Origin of the sequence: Komagataeibacter xylinus (assembly GCF_009834365.1) — a bacterium.
GTDB lineage: Bacteria > Pseudomonadota > Alphaproteobacteria > Acetobacterales > Acetobacteraceae > Komagataeibacter > Komagataeibacter xylinus_D.
The window spans coordinates 523,498-541,641 of sequence record NZ_CP041348.1 but is presented as its reverse complement, the minus strand read 5'-3'; the positions used below and the strand labels follow the sequence as shown (position 1 = coordinate 541,641).

Sequence of the window (18,144 nt, the reverse complement as noted above, 5' to 3'; positions counted from 1 at the left end):
TTTGCCCTGTTTTTGCGCTAGATCATGCGGCGCGGGGGCAGGGTGCTTCACAAATGGGTCAAGCAAATGGCAGGTGCAGGCCGCCGTGCCGTCACTGTCCAGCCCCTGAAGGAGAAGCCAGCCACATGAGACTGTCCCGCAAGATATTCCTGTTATCCGCCGTGGCGTGTGGCGTGGCGCTGGCGCAGGTGCCCGCTTTTGCGCGGCATGCGCATGATGGCGGGGGCGACCCGGCTGATAGCCGCGCGCGGCAGCTGCTCGCGACCATGAGCCTTGAGGACAAGATGTCCCTGCTGTTCAGTGTTGATGGCGGTGGCTTCAATGGAAGCGTCGCGCCCCCGGGGGGGCTGGGTTCGGCGGCTTACCTGCGTGCGCCGAAGGGTTCGGGCCTGCCTGACCTGCAGATTTCGGATGCAGGGCTTGGCGTGCGCAACCCGGCGCATATCCGCAAGAATGGTGAGGCGGTTTCCCTGCCGTCCGGCCAGGCCACGGCCAGCACATGGGATATGGACATGGCGCGGCAGGCCGGTGCCATGGTCGGGCGCGAGGCATGGCAGAGCGGCTTCAACGTTATACTTGGCGGGGGCGCGGACCTGACGCGCGACCCGCGTGGCGGCCGCAACTTTGAATATGCCGGCGAGGACCCGCTGCAGACCGGGCTCATGGTGGGCAGCAACATTGCGGGCGTGCAGTCGCAGCATGTGATCTCCACGCTCAAGCATTACGCGATGAACGACCTCGAAACATCGCGCATGACCATGAGTGCGGATATCGACCCCACAGCCATGCGCGAAAGCGACCTGCTGGGCTTCGAGATCGCCCTTGAAACCGGCCATCCCGGCGCGGTCATGTGCTCGTACAACCGCGTCAATGACCTTTATGCATGTGAAAACCCGTACCTGCTGACCAAGACGCTGAAGCAGGACTGGCATTATCCCGGCTTTGTCATGTCTGACTGGGGGGGCACGCATTCCTCTGCGCGCGCGGCGCTGGCGGGTCTGGATCAGGAATCGGCGGGCGATCATACCGATGCCCGCCCCTATTTCCGCGCCCTGCTGGCAGCCGATGTGAAGGCGGGCCGCGTGCCCGAGGCGCGCATCAACGACATGGCGCAGCGCATTGTCCGCTCGCTGTTTGCCGCCGGGCTTGTCGACCAGCCGCCGCAGCGCAGGCCGCTTGATGTGGTGACCGACACCCTCGTGGCCCAGAAGGACGAGGAGGAAGGCGCGGTTCTGCTGCGCAACCAGGGCAACATCCTGCCGCTTTCGCCGACTGCGCGCATTGCCGTCATCGGCGGGCATGCCGATGCGGGCGTGATTTCGGGCGGTGGGTCGAGCCAGGTCGATCCCATCGGTGGCGAGGCGGTGAAGGGGCCGGGCAAGAAGGAATGGCCGGGTGATCCGGTCTATTTCCCGTCCTCGCCGCTCAAGGCCATGAAGGCCGAGGCGCCGCAGGCCCGGATCACCTATGATTCCGGCACCAGTATCGCCTCTGCCGTGCGGGCGGCGCGGGCGGCCGACGTGGTGGTGGTGTATGCAACGCAGTTCACCTTCGAGGGGATGGACGCGCCGAGCATGCACCTTGATGACAATGCTGATGCGCTGATTACGGCAGTGGCGGCAGCCAACCCGCACACGGTGGTGGTGATGGAAACCGGCGATCCGGTGCTGATGCCGTGGAACAGCAGCGTGGCGGGCGTGCTTGAGGCGTGGTTCCCCGGTTCTGGCGGTGGGCCGGCCATTGCCCGGCTGCTGTTTGGCAAGGTGGCGCCCTCGGGGCATCTGACCATGACCTTCCCGCAGGCGGAATCGCAACTGGCCCACCCCGATATTGCAGGGGTAACGGCGGATAACGTGTTCGAGATGCAGTTCCACACCGATCAGGAACTGGTTTACGATGAAGGCAGCGATGTCGGGTACCGCTGGTTCGACCGCAACCACTTCAAGCCGCTCTATCCGTTCGGTTATGGCCTGACCTACACCACGTTCAGCACCGATGGGCTGAAGGTGGCCGAACACCACGGGCAGGTGACGGCCACGTTCAACGTGCGCAATACCGGCACGCGCCCGGGCGTGGATGTGCCGCAGGTCTATGTTGGCCTGCCCGATGGTGGCGCGCGCCGCCTGGCGGGCTGGCAGCGTATCAGCCTGGCGCCGGGCGAGAGCCGTCAGGTTTCCTTGCAGCTTGAGCCGCGCCTGCTGGCGCATTTCGATGGCAAACATAACCGGTGGAGCGTGCCATCGGGCACCTTCCGCGTCTGGCTTGCATCATGCGCCACCGATGACAGCCAGCAGGCCACCATGCACCTGCATGGCCGGACCATGGCGCCCTGAGGTGGCATAGGATGGGCAGGGGGCTGCGGGGCGCAGCGATCATGGCGGCTGGGCTGCTGGCTGCCTGTCCGGTGCAGGCGGCCAGCCTCTCATGGCCCGATACGCCAGGCATGCGCGCACGCCTGATGATGAGCGTGCAGGAACTGGAAATAACCCTGCTCACCCACTCCAGCGCCACGCTGGCGCTGGAGGACTGGTGTGCGAGCCACCATTTGGCCACCCGCCCTGTGGTCGTGGCGCAGAAGGCGGCCCTGCCACAACCGGACCTGGTGCCCGCGCGGGTGCGGGCTGATCTGGGCGTGAGTGCCACGCAACCCGTGCAGCACCGGCAGGTGCGGCTGACCTGCGGGTCGTATGTGCTTTCGGTTGCGGATAACTGGTATGTGCCCGCCCTGCTGACCCCACAGATGAACGCCACGCTGGAGGGGACGGACACATCCTTCGGCCATGTAGTGGCGCCGCTGCATTTTACCCGCGAGCGGCTGGAATTTGCGCGGCTGTGGTCGCCGTGGCCCGGTCCGGCTGCGGGGCAGGGCAGGGCGATGATCGTGACCCCGGCCGAGATCGTGCGCCAGCGCGCGGTGCTGCGCGACGGGCAGGGACGTGCCTTTAGCGAGGTGGTGGAAACCTATACTGATCAGACCCTTGCTTTTACAGATGAGGACCGCTGACCAGTCATGTCTCAAAGAAGTTTTTGGTGAAGCTTTTTTCAAAAAGCTGCAAAGAATGCCGCCTTTTTGCAGAAAGGCGGCACCCCAAAACTTTTATTCTCCATCAGCCTGCCGTTTGCAGCCCGGTAGCAGGAGAGCTACGCCGGAGCATGCGATCATGACCGGAGCCACAACCCCCATGACAGATTTGCGAGACCCCAACATCCCTGCCGCGACCGTGCGGCAGCTACTGGGCCTGCAACCCCACCCCGAAGGCGGCAGCTACCGCGAAATATGGCGCGACACTCCCGCCGATGGCCCGCGTGGCGCGGTCTCGACCATCAACTTCCTGCTGGCAGCGGGCGAGCGTTCGCACTGGCACCGTGTTGATGCGGCCGAGATCTGGTGCTGGCAGGGCGGCAGCCCGCTGGTGCTTGAAATGGCAGCGCGGCAGGGCGCGCCGATCGAGCGGATCGTGCTCGGCCCGCTGCCCGCACAGGGGCAGGTGCTGCAGGCGGTGGTGCCACCGGGGGTGTGGCAGGCGGCTCAAAGCTGGGGCGCCTGGAGCCTGATGGGCTGCCAGGTAGCGCCCGCCTTTGTTTTCAGCCAGTTTGAACTGGCCCCGCCCGGCTGGACGCCACAAGGAGACAACGCATGACCACCCCGCAATGGCTTATCTGGGCCCGTGACCTGCAGGCGCTGGCCCAGAGTGGCCTGACCTATGCCGAAAGCCCGTTCGACCGCGAACGCTATGAAAGCATAAGGCAGATTGCAGCCGACATGATGGCCACGGGCAGCGATGCCGACATGACGCGCGTGCTCGATCTGTTCAGCACTCAGGACGGCTATGCCACGCCCAAGCTGGTGGTGCGCGCCGCCGTGTTCGATGCGCAGGGCCGCATGCTGATGGTGCGCGAGGTGCTGGACCATGACCGCTGGACCCTGCCGGGCGGCTGGGCGGATGTGAACCTGACCCCGGTGGAAAACACGGTAAAGGAAGTGCGCGAGGAAAGCGGGTTTAGCGTGCGCGTGACCAAGCTCGCCGCCGTGTGGGACCGCGACCGGCAGGGCCATCCGCCTGGACCGTTTTCGTGCTGCACGCTTTATTTCATCTGCGAACTGACCGGCGGCAGTGCCGAGACCAGTATCGAGACATCGGAGATTGGCTGGTTTGCGGCAGACCAACTGCCCACCGAGCTCTCGCTTGGCCGCGTGCTGCCCGGCCAGTTGACCCGCATGTTCGAACACGCAGCCAACCCGGACCTGCCCACAGATTTTGATTAAAACAGTTTTAAAACAATATATTGGAAAAATGATGAAAGTTTTTTGGGTGCCGCCTTTTTTCAAAAAGGCGGTGTTCTTGAAAGCTTTCTGGAAAATGCTTCACCAGAAACCCCTTCGCTTTACGGGATTTTTTCTGGACTGCCTGTTCAGGCAGGCCCCGATGGCAGCCCATTGAAAAACCAGCCGGGATTTCCATATCCAATACAAATTGTAACCTGATGCAGTGCAACAGACAGACTGGATAAGCCATGACGGAACAGACCACTACGACCCCACCCGAAACCACGGGCGAACAGCATGAATTCAGCGCCGAGGTCGGCCGCCTGCTCGACCTTGTTGTGCATGCGCTCTATTCCGAGCGTGAAATCTTCCTGCGCGAGCTCGTCGCCAACGCGGCGGATGCCACCGACAAGCGCCGTTTCGAGGCGCTGACCGATGGCGCGCGCGCCCTGCCCGAAGATGCCAAGATCCGCATCAACCCCGACAAGGATGCCCGCCTGCTGACCATCAGCGATGACGGCGCGGGCATGAGCAAGGAAGACCTTGCCCGCAACCTCGGCACCATCGCCCGCTCCGGCACCCGCGCCTTTGGCGAGGAACTCGCCAACGCCAGGCCCGAGGACAAGCCGAGCCTGATCGGCCAGTTCGGCGTGGGCTTCTATGCCGCTTTCATGGTGGCGGACAAGGTAGACGTGATCTCGCGCCGCGCAGGCAGTGACGAGGCATGGTGCTGGTCCTCCACCGGCAAGGGCAACTACACCATCAGCCCGGCCACGCGTGAAAAGGCGGGTACCGACATCATCCTGCACATCAAGGAAGATGCGAACGACTTCCTCGATTCGTGGCAGCTTGAAACCATCGTGCGCAAATGGGCCGACCACATTTCGTGGCCGATCACCATCGTCAAGGATGATGGCGAGGAAACCTCGGCCAACAAGGGCACGGCGCTGTGGCGCAAGCCGCGTGGCGAGATTGATGAAGAGCAGCTCAACGAGTTCTACCGCCACGTAAGCCACAACTTCGATACGCCCTGGGCCACGCTGCACTGGCATGCCGAAGGCACGATGGAGTTCTCCGCACTGCTGTTCATTCCCGGCAGCAAGCCCTTCGAGTTTGCCGAGCCGGTGCGCGAGAGCCAGATCCGCCTGCATGTGCGCCGCATGTTCATTACCGATGATGCAGGCCTGCTGCCGCCGTGGCTGCGGTTCGTAACCGGCGTGGTCGATACCGAGGACCTGCCGCTCAACGTCTCGCGCGAGATGCTGCAGGCAACCCCGGTGCTCGCCCGCATCCGCAAGGCGGTGACCAACCGCGTGATCTCGGAACTCAAGACCCGCAGCAAGGACGAGGCGGATTTCGAGAAGTTCTGGGATAATTTCGGCCCCACCTTCAAGGAAGGCATCTGGGACGACGCAACCCACCGCACGGAACTCGCCGCCATCGCCCGCTTCCGCTCCAGCACGCAGGAAGGCTGGACCACGCTCGATGCCTACCTTGAGCGCAAAAAGCCCGAGCAGGAAGCCATTTACTACCTGACCGGCGACCGCACGGAAATGCTGTCCTCATCGCCGCAGCTTGAGGGTTTCCGCGCGCGCGGCATCGAGGTGCTGCTGCTGTCCGACCCGGTGGATTCCTTCTGGCCCGAGCGGCTGGGCGTGTACAAGGATGTGCCCATCCGCAACATCAGCCAGTTCCATACCGATCTGGAAAAGTTCGGCGCGCCGGAGGAAACACAGGCCGAAAAGGATGCGCTGGAAGTCGTGATTCCCGCGCTGAAGGAAGCGCTGGGTGATGCGGTGTCTGACGTGAAGGGTACAAACCGCCTCGTCAACAGCGCCGTGGTGCTGGCCGCCCCCGAATCCGGGCCGGACCTGCAGATGATCCGGTTGATGAAGCGCAGCGGCCAGCAGGTGCCCGACACAGCGCCTGTGCTGCAGGTCAACCCGGCCCATCCGCTGATCGCCGATCTCGCCACCCGCGTGAAGAATGGCGACCCGGTGCAGGATATTGCGCTGACGCTGATGGACATGGCCCGGATCCAGGATGGCGAAAGCCCGAAGGACCCCACCGGCTTCGCCCAGCGCCTGACCACGATCCTGACGCGCCTGCCGCTGACGGACGGCCCGCAGGGCTGAACCCACTTTGCGCTGAATGGTGCGTCACAACCATCCCGCCATGCGCCCTGCATGGCGGGATGTTCTTTATCTGCAGGTTTCAGCCACGCCGGGAGCAGGGGCTTTTCATGTTCCGGTAGCCCTGCGGGCTGAGTGGCTGTATGATCGTGTCCATGCGGGAGCGGATTAGGCTGCCTTATGGCATAAAAACCGCAACGGCAGCTTTATTCAAAGTATTCAGGCGGCAGGGCCTTGAACGCGCTCTGGCCGGATGCTTCCCTACACGCCCTTTTGTGTGTTCCGGTTTTTGGATGGCGGCAAATCTTATATGAAAATTGATAACGTCTCTTATCGCAGTGTCTGGGTGGATGCGGATGATGGCTGGTCGGTCCATATCTTCGACCAGACCCGTCTGCCCTGGTCGCTCGACATCCTGCGCCTGACCGAGCGCGATCAGGTGGCGCATGCCATTCGCACCATGCAGGTGCGTGGCGCGCCGCTGATTGGCGCGGTGGCGGCCTATGGGCTGGCGCTGGCGCTGCGCCATGACAGCAGCGATGATGCCATGGAGCGTGACGCGGCATTGCTTGCCGCTACCCGCCCCACGGCAGTCAACCTGGCCTGGGCCATCAGGCGCATGCTCACCCGCCTGCGCACCACGCCGCAGGCCGACCGCGTGGCCGCCGCCTATGACGAGGCCGGGCGCATCTGTGATGAAGACGTGATCCAGAACGAGGCCATCGGCCGGCAGGGGCTGGAACTGATCGAGGAGATTGCCGCCCGCCGCCCCGGCCCGGTCAATATCCTCACCCACTGCAACGCGGGCTGGATCGCAACCGTGGACTGGGGCACGGCCCTCGCCCCCATCTACATGGCGCATGACCGCGGCATTGAGGTGCATGTGTGGGTGGATGAAACCCGCCCGCGCAATCAGGGCGCCTCGCTCACGGCATGGGAGCTGGGCCGCCATGGGGTCAGGCACACCGTCATTGCCGATAACGCCGGCGGCCACCTGATGCAGCATGGCCAGGTGGATCTCGTGATCGTGGGCACCGACCGCGTGACCCGCACGGGCGATGTGGCCAACAAGATCGGTACCTACCTCAAGGCGCTGGCGGCGCGTGACAATAACGTGCCTTTCTGGGTGGCGCTGCCATCGACCACCATTGACTGGACCATCAGTGACGGCGTGAAGGAAATCCCCATCGAGGAACGTAATGGCCGCGAAGTCACCCATATCCAGGGCCGTGATGCGGAGGGCCGCGTGACAGGCGTGCAACTCGTGCCCGATGGCAGCAAGGCCGCCAATCCGGCTTTTGACGTCACCCCCGCGCGCCTTGTGACCGGCCTGATTACCGAGCGCGGGCGCTGCCCCGCCACGGCAGACGGGCTGTGCGATCTCTTCCCCGAATACGTGTGAGCATGGCCCCGCGCGCCGGGGCCATGCAGCTATAACCTTGACAGGCGCGGGCGGGATTGGCTTTGTCGCGCCTGCAACCGGGTGCGGCCCCTTGTGGCGGTGCCCCCCAAATCTGGTAGAATCAGGACAAGAGCATGCATCCCTATCGTACCCATAGCTGCGCGGCCCTGCGGGCTGCCGATGCCGGGCAGACGGCCCGCCTTTCCGGATGGGTACACTCCAAGCGCGATCATGGTGGCCTGCTGTTCATTGACCTGCGCGACCATTTCGGCATGACGCAGATCGTGATCCCCGCAGGCTCCCCCGTGCTGGAAACAGCCGAGCGCGTGCGCGTGGAAAGCGTGCTGACCGTGACAGGCGAGGTGGTGCTGCGCGATGGCGCGACCAAGAACCCCAACCTGCCCACCGGCGAGATCGAACTGCGCGCGCGCGAGATCGAGGTCCAGTCCAGCGCCGACGTGCTGCCGCTGCAGGTGGCGGGCAATGAGCACTACCCCGAAGACCTGCGCCTGACCTACCGCTACATCGACCTGCGTCGCGAGAAGGTGCACCGCAACATCATGCTGCGCGCGCAGGTGATCGCGAGCCTGCGCAAGCGGATGACGGATCTTGGCTTTGTCGAGTTCCAGACCCCGATCCTGACTGCCTCCTCGCCCGAAGGCGCGCGTGATTTCCTCGTGCCCGCGCGCATGCATCCGGGCAAGTTCTACGCCCTGCCGCAGGCCCCGCAGCAGTTCAAGCAGCTCGCCATGGTGGCGGGGTTTGACCGTTATTTCCAGATCGCGCCGTGCTTCCGTGATGAAGCGGCGCGTGCCGACCGCTCGCCCGGTGAGTTCTACCAGCTCGATTTCGAGATGGCGTTTGCCACACAGGAAGACGTGTTCGCCACCCTCGAGCCGGTGATGGAAGGCGTGTTCCGTGAGTTCGGCGGCGGCCGTATCGTGAGCGAAGGGCCGTTCGAGCGCATTCCCTACGCCACGGCCATGGAAGTCTATGGCAGCGACAAGCCCGACCTGCGCAATCCGCTCAAACTCTCTGACGTGACCGAGTCCTTCGCGGGCTCCGGCTTTGGCCTGTTTGCCCGCATCGCAGCCGATGGCGGCCAGATCCGCGCCATTCCGGCCCCCGGTGCTGGCGACCGCCCGCGTGCGTTCTTTGACAAGCTCAATAACTGGGCGCGTGAATCCGGTGCCGGTGGCCTGGGCTACATCATCTTCGCGGAAGAGGGCGGCAAGGGGCCGATCGCCAAGAACCTCGAGGCCGAGCGCATCGAGGCCATCCGCGCCAAAACCGGCCTGAAGGCAGGGGACGCCGTGTTCTTTGTCGCGGGCAAGGGGGACGAGATGGTCAAGTTCTCGGGTGCTGTGCGCATCCGTGTTGCGACCGAACTCGACCTGATCGAGCAGAACGCCTTCCGCTTCTGCTGGATCACGGATTTCCCGATGTATGAGCGCAATGAGGAAACGGGCGAGATCGACTTCTCGCACAACCCGTTCTCCATGCCGCAGGGGGGCATGGACGCGCTGCAGAACCAGGACCCGCTGACCATCAAGGCCTATCAGTACGATATCGTGTGCAACGGCATCGAACTCTCCTCGGGTGCGATCCGTAACCACCAGCCGGACGTGATGATCCGTGCCTTCGAGATCGCGGGCTATCCGGCCAGCGAGGTTGAGGCCCGCTTTGGCGGCATGCTCAATGCCTTCCGCTACGGCGCGCCGCCGCATGGTGGCTCGGCGCCGGGTGTGGACCGCATCGTGATGCTGCTTGCCGATGAGCCGAACATCCGCGAAGTCATCCTGTTCCCGCTCAACCAGCAGGGCGAGGACCTGATGATGGGCGCGCCCGCTCCTGTCGAGCCGCAGCGGCTCAAGGAGCTCTCGCTCGCCCTCGACCTGCCACGCCCCAAGCCCGGCCAGAAGAAGGACTGAGTGCCATGCACGCCGTGATGGGCCCCTCCCTCACGGCGCGCCGCATTATGGTGCGGCGGGCGTGTTATCGCGGCATGATGGCGGGGCTGGTGGCGGTGGGGCTGTGGCATGGCCCGGCACTCGCTGCCCCGCCCGTAGGGATGGCGGCGCATCGGGCGGTGTATGACCTTGTCCTGTCCGCCGTGGGCGATGGCGATGTGGTGACGGCGGAGGGCAGGCTGACCTTCGTGCTGTCCGACATGTGCACGGCGTGGTCCACCCAGCAGCAGCTGCATGTGCGCAGCGTGAGCCGGGAGGGCGATGAGCATGACAGCGATTCCGATTACGCGGTGCTGGAGGACAAGGATGGCTCATCCCTCATCTTCCGCGCCGACCAGAGCGAAAACGGCCAGGCCAGCCCGCGGATAGCAGGCGAGGCCCATATGAGCCCGGGTGGTGGCAGGGTGCATTATACCGCCCCCGGTGTGCATGATGTGGCGCTGCCCGCGGGCACGCTGTTCCCCGTCGCCCATACTGCCAGCGTGATCGCGGCAGGGCAGGCGGCCCAGACCGAGATCGCACCACCTTTGTTTGATGGCACGGTCGAGACCGGGGCGCTGAATACCTATGTGCTACTGCTGGCACGCGAGGCGCCGCCGGTGGCAACGCCGTTTGCAGCCCTTGCCCCCCTTGGGGCGCAGCGGGTGCATATCGCCTACTACAACCCCACCACGCGCGACATGGGGCCGATATTCGAGCAGGGCATGCGCTATTTCACCAACGGCGTGGCCGACCGGCTGGACCTTGATTTCGGGCAGTTCCGGCTGGCGGGCACGTTGCGCGAGTTCCGGCTGCTGCCAGTGCCCGATCACTGCCCGGCAACACCACCACTCAGCCCGCCGCGTCGGCCACTGTAACGGCCAGCGGCACGTGGTCCGATGGCTGGGCCTTGCCGCGTTCGTCGCGCGCGGGCAGGGCAGTGAGCAGCCGTTCGGCCACCCGGGGCGAGAGCAGGGCATGGTCGATGCGCAGCCCGCTGTCACGCTGCCACGCGGCGGCCTGATAATCCCAGAACGTATAAAAGCGCCCTGCCGGGTGTAGCGCGCGCAGCGCATCGGTCAGGCCCAGCCAGAGCAGGCGGCGGAAGGCCGCGCGGGTGGCCGGTCGCACCAGGGCGTCATCGGGTGGGAGCGCCCCGGGGGCGCAGTCTTCATCGGTGGGGCAGACATTGTAGTCACCCAGCAGCACGAAGTCCTGCCCGGCCGCGAGCATGGCATGGGCGTGCAGTGCGAGGGCCTCCATGAAGGCGAGCTTGGAGTCGTAGCCCGCACTGCCGCCGGAATTGCCGTTGGGCAGGTACAGATTGCCAAATATCAGGCCGCCTGCGCGAATTTCTACGTAGCGGGCCTGCGGCGGGTCGGTTTCCCAGCCGGGCAGGGCGGTATGGGTGACCTCATGCGGCAGGCGCGTGAGAATGGCTACGCCGTTATAGCTCTTCTGCCCCACCACGATGCTGTCATAGCCTGCCGCCTTGAAGGCATCAGTGGGGAAGATTTCGGTGGTGCACTTGATCTCCTGCAACGCCAGCACGTCGGGCTGTTCGCGGGCAAGGTAGTCAAGCACATGGTCAAGGCGCTGGCGGATGGAATTGACGTTCCAGGTAACGAATTTCATCATTCCACCGAGAAACTGGTGCCACACCCGCACGAGGAGGCGGCATGCGGGTTGCGCACCGTGAAATGCGCGCCCATCAGGCTGTCATCAAAATCGAGCACGGCGCCACTCAGCAGGTCCATGCTGGCGGGGTCCACGAGCACGCGGGCAGTGCCTGCGGCAATGATGATGTCATCGGGCCGGGTTTCAGGCTCAAGCGCGAATTTATACTGAAAGCCGTTGCAGCCACCCGCTTCGACCGCTACCCGCAAAGCCGGTTCGCCCGTGGAGGTGGCAGGCTGTTCATCAAGGATCTCGCGCAGGCGACTGGCTGCCGAATCCGATACGCGGAACATCTCGGCCGTGGGGGAAGGGGGCGTGGACATCGGGTTTCACCATGATCTGTGCACGCAGGCCGGGGCCACTTCATGTTGGCTGCGGGCTGCGGGCGGGTTATGGATGTACGGCGGTATGGCCTTTACCGTTTCATCCATGGCTTGGTCCTGATCCTATATGAGCACTGCACCCTACGCTGTCCAGACCGCTACGGCCCGTGGCAGGCTCCACCCCGAGGCCGAGGCCCCCACCCGCAGCCCGTGGCAGCGCGACCGTGACCGCATCCTGCATTCGGCAGGGTTTCGCACGTTGCAGTACAAGACGCAGGTTTTCCTCAACCATGAGGGGGATTTCTTTCGCACGCGGCTCACCCATTCGCTTGAGGTGGCGCAAATTGCCCGCTCCATCGCGCGCAGGCTGGGACTGGAGGAAGACCTGACCGAGGGCCTCGCCCTGGCGCATGACCTTGGCCACACGCCCTACGGCCATGCGGGCGAGGAGGCGCTGGCGCGTGCCATGCAGCCATGGGGCGGCTTTGACCACAACACCCAGTCCCTGCGGCTGGTGACCTTGCTGGAGCGGCGGTATTTCGCCTTCGATGGCCTGAACCTGACATGGGAAATGCTTGAAGGCCTGGCCAAGCATAACGGCCCGGTCGATCACCCCACCCCTTACGTGGCGCAGTACGCGGCCCGGCATGAGCTTGAACTCGGCAGCCATGCCTCGGCCGAGGCGCAGGTGGCCGCCCTGTCCGATGATATCGCCTACCATGCCCATGACCTTGATGATGGCCTGCGCGCGGGGCTTCTGCATATCGAGGAACTCGACAGCCTGCCGGTGGTGGGTGCTGCACTCGCAGCCGCCCGTGCCGCGGCCCCGGCGCAGGGTGCCAGCAATGCCGACCCGCGCCTGCGCCACGAAACCATCCGGCGCGTCATCAACACGCTTGCCATGGATCTGATCGGCCAGACCCAGCGCAACCTTGCACGCCTTGCCCCGCGTAGCGCTGATGACATCCGCCACGCCGCCCGCCCCGTGGTGGCCTACAGCCCCGCCATGGCCGAGGCCAATCTGGCCATCCGCCATTTCCTGTATGCGCGGCTGTACCGCCACTGGCGCGTCAACCGCATGGCGCGTAAGGCGCGGCTGACGGTCGAATCGATCTTTACCATCCTCAGCAGCGACATGACCCTGCTGCCTGATGGCACGCGCGAGCCTGCCCTTGCTGCCCGCGAGGCGGATGATATGGCAGGTGCGTGCCGGGTGGTGGCCGATTATATTGCCGGTATGACCGATCGCTGCGCCATGGAGGAATATCGACGGTTGACGGACCTGTCCTCGCCGGGGTGAAACACGCGCAGCACGATCATCCGCCTGCCACCGTCCTTGCGCGATGCCGGCGGGCCATACCATGCCGGGCCACAGGGCCTGTTACCGTTATCTGTTGGGAAACCAAGCCGCATGTCAGACAGTCTGTTCGCCCGTTACCTCACGCATGTGCGCGATGCGCTGCGCACCATCATGCCCGACCTGCCCCCAGCAGCCCTTGAGCGCGTCGAGGTCACGCCCACCCGCGACCCCGCCCATGGTGATCTTGCGACCAATGCGGCGCTGGTCATCTCCAAGGCGGCCCGCCGCCGCCCGGCCGAGATCGCGGCTGAACTGGTCACGGCCCTTGCCAGCGTGCCCGGCATTGCGCAGGCCGAGGTGGCGGGCCCCGGTTTTGTCAACATGCGCCTCGCCCCTGCCGTGTGGCAGGCCGTGGCGCATGACGTGCTGCGCACGGGCGAGGCCTATGGCACGAGCAGCGCAGGCCGTGGCGTGAAGGTGAATGTGGAATATGTCTCGGCCAACCCCACCGGGCCGATGCATGTCGGCCATTGCCGCGGTGCCGTGGTGGGTGACGTGCTTGCCAACCTGCTGGCCAAGGCGGGTTATGAGGTTACGAAAGAGTATTACATCAATGATGCCGGCGCACAGGTGATCGCGCTGGCCTGGGCTACGTACTGGCGCTACCTGCAGGCCCTGCACACCACCGTAACGGAGGATGAATTCGCAGCGGTCGTGCCCGGTGGCGCGATCCAGTATGGCGGTGACTATCTTGTGCCGGTTGGTGAGGCGCTGGCCAAAAAACATGGTGAAAGCCTCGCTGCTCCCGGCCTGAAGCCCGCCGATCCCGCCCTGTGGCTCGAGACCGTGAAGAAAGAGGCGGTCGATACCATGATGGGCATGATCCGCGAGGATCTGGCCGCCCTTGGCGTGCATCATGACGTGTTCACCAGCGAGGCAAAAATCCTGGCCGATGGCGAGACCGACCGCGCCATCAGGAAGCTCGAAGAAAAGGGCCTGATCTACGAAGGCGTGCTCGAGCCCCCCAAGGGCAAGCTGCCCGATGACTGGGAAGCCCGCCCCCAGACCCTGTTCCGCTCCACCGAATTTGGCGATGACGTCGATCGGCCCCTGCGCAAGTCGGATGGCTCGAACACCTATTTCGCCAATGATATCGGCTACCATGCCGACAAGATCCGCCGGGGGGCGGATGTGCTGGTCGATGTATGGGGTGCCGACCATGGCGGTTACGTCACGCGCATGAAGGCCGCCGTGGCGGCGCTTGCGACCGATGGCCGCCCGGTGCTTGATGTGCTGCTGTGCCAGATCGTGCGCATCGTGCGCGATGGGCAGCCGGTGCGCATGTCCAAGCGTGCGGGCACGTTCGTCACCCTGCGCGACCTGATTGACGAGGTAGGGCGTGACGCGGTGCGCTTTACCATGCTCACCCGCAAGGCCGATGCGCAGATGGAGTTCGACCTCGACCAGGTCGTGGCCCAGAGCCGCGACAACCCGGTGTTTTACGTGCAGTACGCCCATGCGCGCTGCTGCTCGGTGCTGCGGGCGGCGGCGGGCCTTGCCAATGCGGGCAAGCTGCCCGGTGGCCTTACGCCAGCCGAACTTGCCACAGCCGACCTGTCGGGGCTGAGCGCGGATGCCGAGCTTGCCCTGCTGCAGCGCATGGCGCAGTGGCCGCGCATGGTCGAATCGGCGGCAGCCGCGCATGAGCCGCACCGCATTGCATTCTATCTCAATGAACTGGCCTCTGATTTCCATGCATTGTGGAACCGGGGCAAGGATGACACGACCCTGCGCTTCGTGCAGGAAGATGACGTGGCCGCGACCCGCACGAAACTCGCCCTTGTCGAGGCGACGGCAACCGTGCTGCGTTCGGGCCTGAACGTGCTCGGCGTGCAGCCGGTCGAGGAGATGCGATGAGTCCTGACGAAACCCCGCCGCGCCATGGTGGTCCCGATGACCTTCGGGACAACCCCGTCGCACCCGATCCCTATGCCGAGCGCCCCACCGCACGCGAGCGCATGGGGACTGATTCCAACCCCGACCTGAACGCACGCTCGCCCATGGAGCCGGCCGATGATATCGGTCCGCGCGCCACGCCCCCCCGTGGCGGCCGGGGCGGCACCGATTTCAGGGCCCTGCTGGCGCGGCTTGCGGGCAGCAGCCTGCTTGGCGATGACCCGCTGACGCGCAAGCTCGTCTATGGCGCGGCGGGGCTTGGCGGCATTCTGGTCATAGCGATTGGTGGCTGGTCGCTGTTCGGCCACCATGAAGGCGGCATTGCGGTGCTCGGTCCGCCGCCGGGGCCGGTGCGCGTCAAGCCTGCGGATCCGGGTGGCATGCAGATTCTGGGCGCAGGCGATGGCATGGCGGCTGATGGCGGCGTGATGCGCCTCTCGCCCCCGCCCGAGCAGCCCCAGCCCGATGCCATGGCCCGGCAGTACGCCCCGCCACCGGGCAGCGATAGTACTGATGGTGGCAATGCTCCCCCGCCGGCTGCTTCCGCATCCGCTCCTGCCGAGACGCCAGCCCCCGCCGAGTCCGCCCCGCAGGAGGCCGCACAGAAGCCTGCGGAACCGGCAAGGCAGGCCGAAGAGGCCCCCGCCACCCTGCCGCCACCGGTGCCGCGCGCGCTCAATGAGGGCAATGGCGCCTACAGCGTGCAGCTTGCCGCTCTTGATTCGCAGGAGGCGGCGCTGAAGAACTGGAGCCATCTGCTCAGCCGTTATCCCGGCGTGTTCGGTGCCTACCAGCCTGCCGTCATCAAGGCGGAACGGAGCGGCAAGACGTTCTACCGCCTGCGCATCAAGGGGCTGAGCAAGGCGCAGGCCGCATCGGTGTGCGAGAAGGTCAAGGCCCAAAGCCTGCCGTGTGAACCGGTCCATTCCTGAGCGCACCCCATGAGCCGGCCAGAGGAGGCAGGGCGGGCGGCTGGCACGCCCGCCCCCATGGCTGAGGGGCAGCCGACCTCGCCCATCGTGCATCTTGACGGGTTTGACGGGCCCATGGACCTGCTGCTTGAACTCGCCCGGGCGCAGAAGGTGGATCTGTGGCGCATTTCCATCCTGCAGCTTGTCGAGCAGTTTCTGGAGGTGGTCCGCGCCATTCCCGCCGTGCGGCTGGAGCAGGCGGCGGACTGGCTGGTCATGGCGGCATGGCTGGCCTGGCTCAAGTCGCGCCTGCTGCTGCCCGAGGATGACGGGGCGGACACCGATGCCGAGGATGCCGCAGCTCTCCTGCACGAGCGCCTGCTCGAGCTTGAGCGCATGGTGCAGCTCGGCCGCTGGCTTGGCGCGCGCGACCAGCTTGGCCTTGAGGTGTTTGAACGCGGGCAGGCCGAAAGCCTTGTTGCCATCGACCGCTCGGGGCTTGCGGTAGATGTGCCGCAGCTCATGCGCGGTTATATGGCGGCCATGCGGCGGCGTGCGCGCAAGGCCACCTACCAGCCGCGCCCGCCACGGTTCTGGACCGTGCAGGACGCGCTGGAGCGGCTGCGGCGCATGCTCGGCACGCTCATGCCCGTGGGCTGGTGCGGGCTTGAGGCCTTCCTGCCGCCGCCCACGGCGGCGGACAGGGCTGGCCCCATGGCCGAGACCGGCCGTAGAGCCGCCGTGGCGGGCACGCTGCTGGCCAGCCTGGAAATGGCGCGCAATGGCACGATCGAACTGCGGCAGGCGGAACAGTTTGGCCGCATCCTGCTGCGTGAGCGGATGGCGGAAGACCCCGCCGCCCCAATGCAACCTGAAGGGGAGAGGCCCTGATGAACGACCCCGAGCAGCCTGACCTCATCGCACCCGTGGCAGACATGGTGGAAGACATCACGGTGCGGGATTTTTCGCTGCGCCTTGTCGAGGCGCTGATCTTCGCCCGCGCCGACCCGCTCAGCACCCGCGCCATTGCGGAGGTGCTCGGCGCGCAGGGCGGCATCCCGCATGATACCGCCGACCGCGATGCCTATGTGGCGGCAACGCTGGCCGCTCTTGGCGCGCATTATGCCGGGCGCGGGGTGGAACTTGTGGAGGTGGCGGGGGGCTGGCAGTTCCGCACGGCGCCTGATCTCGCCCCGCGCCTGACCCGCGTCATGCCGCGCCCGCGCAGGCTGGCGCGATCGACCATGGAAACGCTGGCCATCATCGCCTACCACCAGCCCTGCACCCGCGCCGAGATCGAGGATATCCGCGGTGTGAGCCTGAGCCAGCAGGTGCTCGACACGTTGCTCGAGGCCGAACTGATCATGCCGCTGGGCCGCAAGGAAGTGCCGGGGCGGCCGATTTTGTGGGGCACGTCAAACGGCTTCCTGCGCCATTTTGGCCTCAAGGATCTGGGCGACCTGCCCCGGCGCGAGGAACTGCTGGTGGACGTGCCCGACGCAGCACCCGAACCGCCCGCTGGCCCGCAGGCGGCGCAGCACGGTGATGATGCGCCGGATGAGGTTCCTGATACGCCCGGGGCGTGATAGGTGTGCGGGGCAGGATGATGTACGGTCTTGCGCGGGCCGCAAAAGGCGGGCGCGGTAGGGAAGGAACGGCTGATGTTCGATTTCGCATGGTCTGAATTTGCCCTGATCGGGGTGGTGGGCCTGCTGCTGATCGGGCCGAAGGACATGCCTGTTGCCATCCGCACCGTAACCGGGCTGATCAAGAAGGCCCGCGGGCTTGCCACCGAGTTCCAGTCGCATGTGGATGAAATGGTGCGCGAGGCCGACCTGACCGAGGCGCGCGACCAGCTTGGCAACCTCAAGCGCATGAACGTGCGCGACAAGATCATGAATGCGATTGATGGGGATGGCGCCCTGCGCCGCTCGCTCGATGATACGCATGAGGCGGCGCACACCGCCATGTCCGCACCCGTGACAACGCCTGCATCGTCCCTGCCCGAGCAGGCTATTCCCTCACGCCATTACATCCCCCCCCTTGTTGATGACAGTCCGGTAGAGGTGGACGCACCCGATGCGCCAGATTTTCTGCCACCCCGCACTGCCCGGCGCATCGCCGCCGAACTGCCGCGCCTCACGCCCCCCGCCTTCCTGCCGCCGGTGCGGGTCATTCACCGTGGCCAGCGCGTTGGCGTGACCCATGCAGGGCAGGAATAGGAACA

Annotated in this window: 17 protein-coding genes; 15 read left to right on the top strand and 2 right to left on the bottom strand. The window is 65.4% G+C overall.

Annotation, left to right across the window (positions count from 1 at the left end):
• Nucleotides 1-125 precede the first annotated feature (125 nt).
• The 9 genes from FMA36_RS02630 to FMA36_RS02590 all read left to right on the top strand — a co-directional run bounded on the left by FMA36_RS02630 (nucleotide 126) and on the right by FMA36_RS02590 (nucleotide 10,628).
• On the top strand, nucleotides 126-2,333 hold the full coding sequence (locus FMA36_RS02630) for a beta-glucosidase family protein (RefSeq protein ID WP_159260598.1): 2,208 nt from the start codon (nucleotides 126-128) through the stop codon (nucleotides 2,331-2,333).
• Nucleotides 2,334-2,374: 41 nt separating this feature from the next.
• Complete coding sequence (locus FMA36_RS02625; protein ID WP_240906455.1) at nucleotides 2,375-3,004, top strand: hypothetical protein; 630 nt, start codon at nucleotides 2,375-2,377, stop codon at nucleotides 3,002-3,004.
• A gap of 178 nt (nucleotides 3,005-3,182) precedes the next feature.
• Nucleotides 3,183-3,641 carry a cupin domain-containing protein gene (locus FMA36_RS02620; RefSeq protein ID WP_159263528.1) on the top strand — a complete coding sequence of 153 codons (459 nt, stop codon included), beginning with the start codon at nucleotides 3,183-3,185 and terminating at the stop codon, nucleotides 3,639-3,641.
• On the top strand, nucleotides 3,638-4,267 hold the full coding sequence (locus FMA36_RS02615) for an NUDIX hydrolase (RefSeq protein ID WP_159260594.1): 630 nt from the start codon (nucleotides 3,638-3,640) through the stop codon (nucleotides 4,265-4,267). Before FMA36_RS02620 ends, FMA36_RS02615 begins: the two co-directional genes overlap by 4 nt.
• A 42-nt stretch (nucleotides 4,268-4,309) precedes the next feature.
• A complete protein-coding gene (locus FMA36_RS02610; RefSeq protein WP_159260593.1) occupies nucleotides 4,310-4,486 on the top strand; it encodes a hypothetical protein in 177 nt (58 codons plus the stop codon).
• Nucleotides 4,487-4,515: 29 nt separating this feature from the next.
• Nucleotides 4,516-6,402, top strand: a complete 1,887-nt coding sequence (htpG, locus tag FMA36_RS02605) for a molecular chaperone HtpG (RefSeq protein ID WP_159260591.1) — start codon at nucleotides 4,516-4,518, stop codon at nucleotides 6,400-6,402.
• A 307-nt stretch (nucleotides 6,403-6,709) separates the two neighbouring features.
• Nucleotides 6,710-7,801 (top strand): S-methyl-5-thioribose-1-phosphate isomerase, encoded by a 1,092-nt coding sequence (gene mtnA / locus FMA36_RS02600; RefSeq protein WP_159260589.1) that lies wholly within the window; start codon nucleotides 6,710-6,712, stop codon nucleotides 7,799-7,801.
• 134 nt (nucleotides 7,802-7,935) lie between these two features.
• Nucleotides 7,936-9,732, top strand: a complete 1,797-nt coding sequence (gene aspS, locus FMA36_RS02595) for an aspartate--tRNA ligase (RefSeq protein WP_159260587.1) — start codon at nucleotides 7,936-7,938, stop codon at nucleotides 9,730-9,732.
• A gap of 5 nt (nucleotides 9,733-9,737) precedes the next feature.
• A complete protein-coding gene (locus FMA36_RS02590) occupies nucleotides 9,738-10,628 on the top strand; it encodes an EipB family protein (RefSeq protein WP_159260585.1) in 891 nt (296 codons plus the stop codon).
• Here FMA36_RS02590 and FMA36_RS02585 read toward each other — a convergent pair.
• Entirely contained in the window at nucleotides 10,603-11,388 is a 786-nt protein-coding gene (locus FMA36_RS02585) for an exodeoxyribonuclease III (RefSeq protein ID WP_159260583.1), read from the bottom strand. The genes FMA36_RS02590 and FMA36_RS02585 overlap by 26 nt on opposite strands.
• Nucleotides 11,385-11,750 carry a HesB/IscA family protein gene (locus FMA36_RS02580; RefSeq protein ID WP_159260581.1) on the bottom strand — a complete coding sequence of 122 codons (366 nt, stop codon included), beginning with the start codon at nucleotides 11,748-11,750 and terminating at the stop codon, nucleotides 11,385-11,387. The genes FMA36_RS02585 and FMA36_RS02580 overlap by 4 nt, the downstream gene beginning before the upstream one ends.
• A gap of 127 nt (nucleotides 11,751-11,877) precedes the next feature.
• Here FMA36_RS02580 and FMA36_RS02575 point away from each other — a divergent pair, with 127 nt between their 5' ends.
• From FMA36_RS02575 to tatB, 6 genes are all read left to right on the top strand, one after another.
• Nucleotides 11,878-13,050 carry a deoxyguanosinetriphosphate triphosphohydrolase gene (locus tag FMA36_RS02575; protein WP_159260579.1) on the top strand — a complete coding sequence of 391 codons (1,173 nt, stop codon included), beginning with the start codon at nucleotides 11,878-11,880 and terminating at the stop codon, nucleotides 13,048-13,050.
• 111 nt (nucleotides 13,051-13,161) lie between these two features.
• Nucleotides 13,162-14,967 (top strand): arginine--tRNA ligase, encoded by a 1,806-nt coding sequence (gene argS, locus FMA36_RS02570; protein WP_159260577.1) that lies wholly within the window; start codon nucleotides 13,162-13,164, stop codon nucleotides 14,965-14,967.
• Complete coding sequence (locus FMA36_RS02565; protein ID WP_159260575.1) at nucleotides 14,964-15,938, top strand: SPOR domain-containing protein; 975 nt, start codon at nucleotides 14,964-14,966, stop codon at nucleotides 15,936-15,938. Before argS ends, FMA36_RS02565 begins: the two co-directional genes overlap by 4 nt.
• Before the next feature lie 9 nt (nucleotides 15,939-15,947).
• Nucleotides 15,948-16,808, top strand: coding sequence for a segregation and condensation protein A (locus FMA36_RS02560; RefSeq protein WP_408885643.1), 861 nt, complete (start codon nucleotides 15,948-15,950; stop codon nucleotides 16,806-16,808).
• Nucleotides 16,808-17,503 (top strand): SMC-Scp complex subunit ScpB, encoded by a 696-nt coding sequence (gene scpB, locus FMA36_RS02555; RefSeq protein ID WP_159260573.1) that lies wholly within the window; start codon nucleotides 16,808-16,810, stop codon nucleotides 17,501-17,503. Before FMA36_RS02560 ends, scpB begins: the two co-directional genes overlap by 1 nt.
• A 75-nt stretch (nucleotides 17,504-17,578) precedes the next feature.
• Nucleotides 17,579-18,139 (top strand): Sec-independent protein translocase protein TatB, encoded by a 561-nt coding sequence (gene tatB / locus FMA36_RS02550; protein ID WP_159260570.1) that lies wholly within the window; start codon nucleotides 17,579-17,581, stop codon nucleotides 18,137-18,139.
• The last annotated feature ends 5 nt before the right edge of the window (nucleotides 18,140-18,144 follow it).